Annotated in this window: 4 protein-coding genes and 1 rRNA gene; 3 read left to right on the top strand and 2 right to left on the bottom strand. The window is 63.5% G+C overall.

Translation table 11 applies throughout. The features are described 5' to 3' along the window. The first annotated feature begins 48 nt into the window (after nt 1-48). Both BEK68_RS00945 and BEK68_RS00950 read left to right on the top strand, forming a co-directional pair. Nucleotides 49-1764, top strand: coding sequence for a PTS fructose transporter subunit IIC (locus BEK68_RS00945; protein ID WP_012436483.1), 1716 nt, complete (start codon nt 49-51; stop codon nt 1762-1764). A gap of 147 nt (nt 1765-1911) precedes the next feature. Beyond that, complete coding sequence (locus BEK68_RS00950; protein ID WP_004633112.1) at nt 1912-3069, top strand: ABC transporter substrate-binding protein; 1158 nt, start codon at nt 1912-1914, stop codon at nt 3067-3069. 51 nt (nt 3070-3120) lie between these two features. Here the strand turns inward: BEK68_RS00950 and argE are convergent, their stop codons facing one another. Beyond that, the gene (gene argE, locus BEK68_RS00955) at nt 3121-4323 is read right to left on the bottom strand and encodes an acetylornithine deacetylase (protein ID WP_012436484.1); all 1203 of its coding nucleotides are present in this window, start codon (nt 4321-4323) and stop codon (nt 3121-3123) included. Between the two features lie 266 nt (nt 4324-4589). Between argE and BEK68_RS00960 the strand changes: the two genes are divergently transcribed. Continuing rightward, on the top strand, nt 4590-5780 hold the full coding sequence (locus BEK68_RS00960) for a M20 aminoacylase family protein (RefSeq protein WP_012436485.1): 1191 nt from the start codon (nt 4590-4592) through the stop codon (nt 5778-5780). Between the two features lie 184 nt (nt 5781-5964). Here BEK68_RS00960 and rrf read toward each other — a convergent pair. Beyond that, nucleotides 5965-6077 (bottom strand): 5S ribosomal RNA (gene rrf, locus BEK68_RS00965). Nucleotides 6078-6160 lie beyond the last annotated feature (83 nt).

The raw sequence follows: 6160 nt of genomic DNA on the forward strand, positions 1-6160 counted from the left end.
GCCCGACCATCGCATCGCCACACGCTCAACGCATTCAAGGAGCCGATCATGGCAAACCTGCTGGCAATTCTCGGTGCAGACGGCCGCACCACCCGCGCGATGCTCGCCGGCGCAGCCCTGCGCCACGCGGCGCGCGAATCCGGCTGCAAGCTCGACGTCGACGTGCGCGGCCCCGACACCGTCTCGGTCGTCGACACGGCAGCGCTGGCCACCGCCGAGGCCGTCGTCTGGGCGGGCCTCGTGCCGGACGCAGCGGCTCGCCACGCCAATCCGCGCACGCTTGAAGTCACGCTCGACGAAGTACTCGCGGACGCTCGTGCCGTACTGGCCCGCATGATCGGCAACGCCCCGCCCGTTCCCAAAGCCGGCGCGCAAGCTCAACGCATCGTCGCCATCACTTCGTGCCCGACCGGCATTGCGCACACCTTCATGGCCGCCGAGGCGCTCACGCAGGCCGCCGGCGCGCTCGGTCACACGATCCACGTGGAAACGCAGGGTTCGGTGGGCGCACAGAACACGCTGTCGGCCGATGCCATCGCAACCGCAGACCTCGTGCTGATCGCCGCCGACACGCAAGTCGACCTGTCACGCTTTGCCGGCAAGCGCGTCTTCCGCGCCGGCACCAAGGTGGCCATCCACGATGGGCAGGCATTGATCCGCCGGGCCTTCGACGAAGCCTCGCTAGAAGGCGCGGGGACGGCGCAATTGGCGGGCACCGCGGCCGCCGCGGCTGAACAGCAGCGCACCGGCCCGTACAAGCACCTGATGACCGGCGTGTCGTTCATGCTGCCCTTCGTGGTGGCTGGGGGCATCCTGATTGCACTGGCGTTCGCCCTGGGCGGCATCTACGTGACGGACGCCTCGGCCAGCCACACGCTGGGCGGCGTGCTGTTCCAGATCGGAGCCAAGTCGGCGTTTGCCTTGATGGTGCCCGTGCTCGCCGGATACATCGCGTACTCGATCGCCAGCCGGCCCGGTATTGCCCCCGGGATGGTCGGCGGCATGCTGGCCGCCAGCCTGGGCGCCGGCTTTCTTGGCGGCATCGTGGCCGGTTTCGTCGCCGGCTATGGCACCGAGGCGCTCAACCGCTGGCTGAAGCTGCCGCGCAATCTTGAAGGGCTGAAACCGGTATTGATCCTGCCGGTGCTCGGCTGCCTGCTGACAGGCCTGGTGATGCTGTATGTGGTTGGCGCGCCGGTTGCCGCGTTGCTCGCCTCCCTCACGACTTGGCTGCGCGGCATGCAGGGTGCCAACGCGGTACCGCTGGGCGCGCTGCTGGGCGGCATGATGGCCTTCGACATGGGCGGTCCCATCAACAAGGCTGCGTATGCCTTCAGCACGGGGCTGATCGGCGCACAGGTCTACACGCCCATGGCGGCCACCATGGCCGCGGGCATGACGCCGCCGTTGGGCATCGCTCTGGCGGCATGGCTGTTCCCGTCGCGATTTACGCGAGACGAACGCCAGGCGGCGCGCGCCACCGCCGTGCTCGGCCTCGCCTTCATCAGCGAGGGCGCGATCCCGTATGCGGCCCGCGACCCGTTCCGCGTGATTCCCGCGCTCGTGGCGGGTTCGGCCTGCGCGGGCGCCCTTTCGATGCTGTTCGGCGTGGAACTGCGCGTGCCGCACGGCGGGGCGTTCGTGCTGCCGATTCCGAATGCGGTGACGCACCTGGGCGGCTATGTTGCAGCGCTGGTTACCGGCACCGTCGTCACCGCCGTGCTGCTGGCAGTGATGAAGCGGCGGGTGGCGGAAGCCGCCTGAAACGGCCCCGTGTGAAGGAAAGCCGTGCACATCGCGCGGCTTCTCTGTCTCAAAAACGCTCAAAAGCGACGCAACCGGCCCGATTCTGTTTGCCTCCCCTGCCCGTTTAGCTATGATGCCGAGCAAATCAACTCTCGGGGGAGAGCAATGCAATCTCGTAGAATCACCGCGCTGCTGGCCATGTTCGCAGCGGGCATCGTCGGCATCGCTTCGGGCGGCGCGCATGCCGAGACGGGCGTGACCAACGACGCGATCATCGTCGGCCAATCGGCGCCAATGAGCGGCCCGGCCGCAAAGCTTGGTCAGCAGATGAACCGCGGCGCCCAGTTGTACTTCAACGCCGTCAACGCCGCAGGTGGCATCAACGGACGCAAGATCGAATTGAAGGTGCTCGACGATTTCTACGAGCCCGATGCGACTGCCCGCAACACCAAGACGCTCATCGAAGACACCAAGGTCTTCGCCCTGTTTGGCTATGTCGGTACGCCGACCAGCCTGGCGGCGCTGAAGATCGCCAACCCGGCGGGCGTGCCGTTCTTTGCGCCGTACTCCGGCGCCTCGGCGCTGCGCGAGCCCTTCGCGCGCAATGTGTTCCACGTGCGCGCCAGCTACAACGATGAAACCGCCGCCATCGTCCAGCAGATCCACACCACGGGCCTCAAGCGCATTGCCGTCATCTATAACGACGACGCCTACGGCAAAGCGGGCCTTGACGGTGTACAGCGCGCGCTCAAGCTGCCGGCAAACAAGGGGGTGTCGCTCGTCGCGCAGGCCAGCGTCGTCCGCAACACCACCGACGTGAAGAGCGCGATCACCACAGTGCTCGAGCAGAAGCCGGATGTCGTCGTCGTCATCAGCGCATACCAGACCGTGGCAGCCCTCGTGAAGGGCGCACAAGAACAGGGGTATGCGGGCCAGTTCTACAACGTGTCGTTTGTCGGCACCAAGGCGCTCGCCAACGCACTCGGCAAGGCCGGCGGCGGCGTGATCATCTCTCAGGTGATGCCGTATCCGTATAGCGGCGCGTCACCCGTGGTTCGCGATTACCAGAAGCTGCTCAAATCGGATGGCATTACCGATTTCGACTACGGGAGCATCGAAGGCTACGTCGCTGCGCGCGTCTTTGTTGAAGGCCTCAAGCGTGCGGGCCGCGACCTGACCCGCGAGAAGTTCGTCGGGGCGCTGGAGACGATGGGCAACTACGACGTGGGTGGCTTCAACGTGAACTTCTCGCCCTCCAACCACGTCGGCTCCAAGTTCGTTGAGATGACGATCATCAACTCTAACGGGCAAGTGATCCGCTGAACGCGCATCCCTAAAAAAAGAAACCGGGCCAGGTGCCCGGTTTTTTTACATTCAAGCCGGCTGCAACTGCGGCTGCCGTTGTGCGAGCCGCCGCATGAACGCTTCGCACTGCGCGATCTGCGCAAGTTCGATGTACTCGTTAGGCTTGTGCGCCTGCTCGATATTGCCCGGACCACACACCACAGTCGGAATGCCCGCGTGCGTGAACAGTCCCGCTTCGGTCCCGTAGTCGACCTTGCCAACCGCACTCCGGCTATCGGCCAGCGCTTGCGCCAGCGCCACCAGCTCGTGCGAGGGCGCAATCGACAGGCCCGGCGTGTTGGCCTTCATGGCGAAGCTGATGTCAGCGTCGGCAGAAATTTCACGCATCTGCGGCAGCAGCGTCTGCTGCGCATAGCGCTCGACCTCGGCGAACAGCCAATCCGGATCGATGCCCGGCAGATAGCGGAAATCGAAGGTGAATTCGCAATCGCGCGGCACCACGTTGGTGGCGATACCACCTTTGATCGTGCCTGTATTCAGCGTCGTATGCGGCACGACAAAGGCGGTGTCGCGCGCCTCTTCCGCCGCCAGACGCGCAGCCAGCGAGCGGATATGCGCGATCAGCAGCGCCGCAAACTCGATCGCATTCACGCCCTGCGGCGTCAACGCGGAATGCGCTTCCTTGCCGCGCACGCAGCATCGGTATTCACGCTTACCCTTGTGCGCAATGATGGCGCGCATCGACGTGGGTTCGCCAACGATGCAACCGGCGGGCTGAATGCCGCTCGCCTCGAGATCACGCAGCAGACTGCGCACGCCGACGCAGCCGATCTCTTCGTCATACGACAGCGAAAGATGAAAGCTGGCGCCGCCCTCCGCCGCCATGAAGCCGGGCACATTCGCGAGCGCCACGGCAATGAAGCTCTTCATGTCGGCGGTGCCGCGCCCGTACAGGCTGCCGTCACGGATCTGCGCATCAAACGGGTTCGTATCCCACGGCTGCCCATCGACGGGCACCACATCGGTATGCCCAGACAACACCAGCCCCGGCTTGCGGCCTGGCGATAGCGTCGCGAACAGATTTGCCTTACCGCCCGTCGCGTCATAGGTCAGACGACAGTCCGCGCCCTGCCCGCGCAAGCGATCGCGCACCCACTCGATCAATCCAAGATTCGAATTGCGGCTAACGGTATCGAATGCCACCAGCGTGCGGATCAATTGCAGAACTTCGTCGGAAGGTTGCGATGCAACAGCGATGGCTTCAGCAGACATGATGGGCTCGGGTCGGTCTCGTGGTGCTCGCGCGAGCGCGACGGGCAACTGACTAGGGCGGCGCGCGGTCAATTGACAGACGTCCAGTGTAGGCGTTTCGGCCGTTCGGCTTCGTCTGTATGTGAGAGCGCACAAGTCACCGCATGACGAATCCATACGGAACTGCATGGGCGGGCCAAGCAATTGGCTGATGGCGGGTCGAAAATCGCCCTTCGGCGTATCATCGAATGCGATTCCGAACTTTCAGCCAGAACGCGAGCATCCTCATGAAGCTGATCCCAGAAATCCAAGCCGCGCAGCCCGAGATCCAGGCGCTGCGCCGCGACATCCACGCACATCCCGAACTCTGTTTCGAAGAACAGCGCACCTCCGATCTGGTCGCCGCCAAGCTCGCCGAGTGGGGTATCGAAGTGCATCGCGGCCTGGGCAAGACTGGCCTAGTCGGTGTTATCCGCAACGGTGAAGGCAAGAGTATCGGCCTACGCGCCGATATGGATGCTCTGCCGCTTGCGGAGGCTAACCAATTCGAGCATCGCTCCAAGCACGACGGCAAGATGCACGCGTGCGGCCACGACGGTCACACCGCAATGCTGCTCGGCGCCGCACATTACCTGTCCAAGCACCGCAATTTCAGCGGCACGGTAAACCTGATCTTCCAACCCGCTGAAGAAGGCGGCGGCGGCGCACGCGAGATGATCAAGGATGGCCTGTTCGATCGATTCCCGAGCGACGCCGTCTTTGGGCTGCACAACTGGCCGGGGGTGCCGGTCGGCGCCTTCGGTACGCGCGCAGGCGCGCTGATGGCATCGAGCAACGAGTTCCGCATCACGATCAAGGGAAAGGGGGCACACGCCGCGCTGCCGCATAACGGCAACGATCCGGTATTCGTTGGAGCGCAGGTGGTATCGGCGTTGCAAGGCATCATCACGCGCAACAAGCGGCCGATCGACACCGCGGTTCTGTCCGTCACACAGTTCCATGCCGGCGATGCGACCAACATCATTCCGAACGAAGCCTGGATCGGGGGCACGGTACGCACCTTCTCCACCGAAGTCCTCGACTTGATCGAGCGCCGCATGGAAGAGGTCTCTAAGGGCATCGCCGCCGCATACGATTGCACGGTCGACTTCGTCTTCCACCGCAACTATCCCCCCACCGTGAACACGGAACCTGAAACGCAGTTCGCGGCAGCGGTGATGCGTGAGCTCGTCGGGGCAGATAACGTTGACGCCAATATTGATCCGACCATGGGCGCCGAAGATTTCTCGTTCATGCTGATCGAGAAGCCAGGCTGCTTCGCCTTCATCGGCAACGGTGACGGCGACCATCGTGAGCAAGGCCACGGTCTGGGCCCATGCATGCTGCACAACCCAAGCTACGACTTCAATGACGAATTGCTGCCGCTGGGCGCGACATATTGGGTTCGCCTCGTCGAGAAATTCTTGGCACGTAACTAGTCAGCCCGCTCGCGAACGCGTAAAAGCCTCCTAACGGAGGCTTTTTTTGTTTTTTTAGGGATCAATTGGGGGAAGCAGAGGAGGGGAGGTTGCCGGGTCTGGCCGGCAGATCGCTGCGTGTTGCAGCAGTGCATAAAAACAAACACCCCAGCTCTGTGTAAGAGCTGGGGTGTTGGAGGGGAGAGCCTGGCGATGACCTACTTTCACACGGGAATCCGCACTATCATCGGCGCGGAGTCGTTTCACGGTCCTGTTCGGGATGGGAAGGGGTGGTACCGACTCGCTATGGTCACCAGGCTATGACTTGTTGTCACGTTGACGAGGTCAACGGGACCAATATGGGAATGTAGATTTGGGGTTGTGAGTTGTGTGTATCAGGC

The organism is Ralstonia pickettii (assembly GCF_001699815.1).
GTDB lineage: Bacteria > Pseudomonadota > Gammaproteobacteria > Burkholderiales > Burkholderiaceae > Ralstonia > Ralstonia thomasii.

Coding starts and splice junctions, on each gene's coding strand:
- BEK68_RS00945 (WP_012436483.1), top strand. CDS start 49: ATGGCAAACCTGCTGGCAATTCTCGGTGCAGACGGCCGCACCACCCGC.
- BEK68_RS00950 (WP_004633112.1), top strand. CDS start 1,912: ATGCAATCTCGTAGAATCACCGCGCTGCTGGCCATGTTCGCAGCGGGC.
- argE (WP_012436484.1), bottom strand. CDS start 4,323: ATGTCTGCTGAAGCCATCGCTGTTGCATCGCAACCTTCCGACGAAGTT.
- BEK68_RS00960 (WP_012436485.1), top strand. CDS start 4,590: ATGAAGCTGATCCCAGAAATCCAAGCCGCGCAGCCCGAGATCCAGGCG.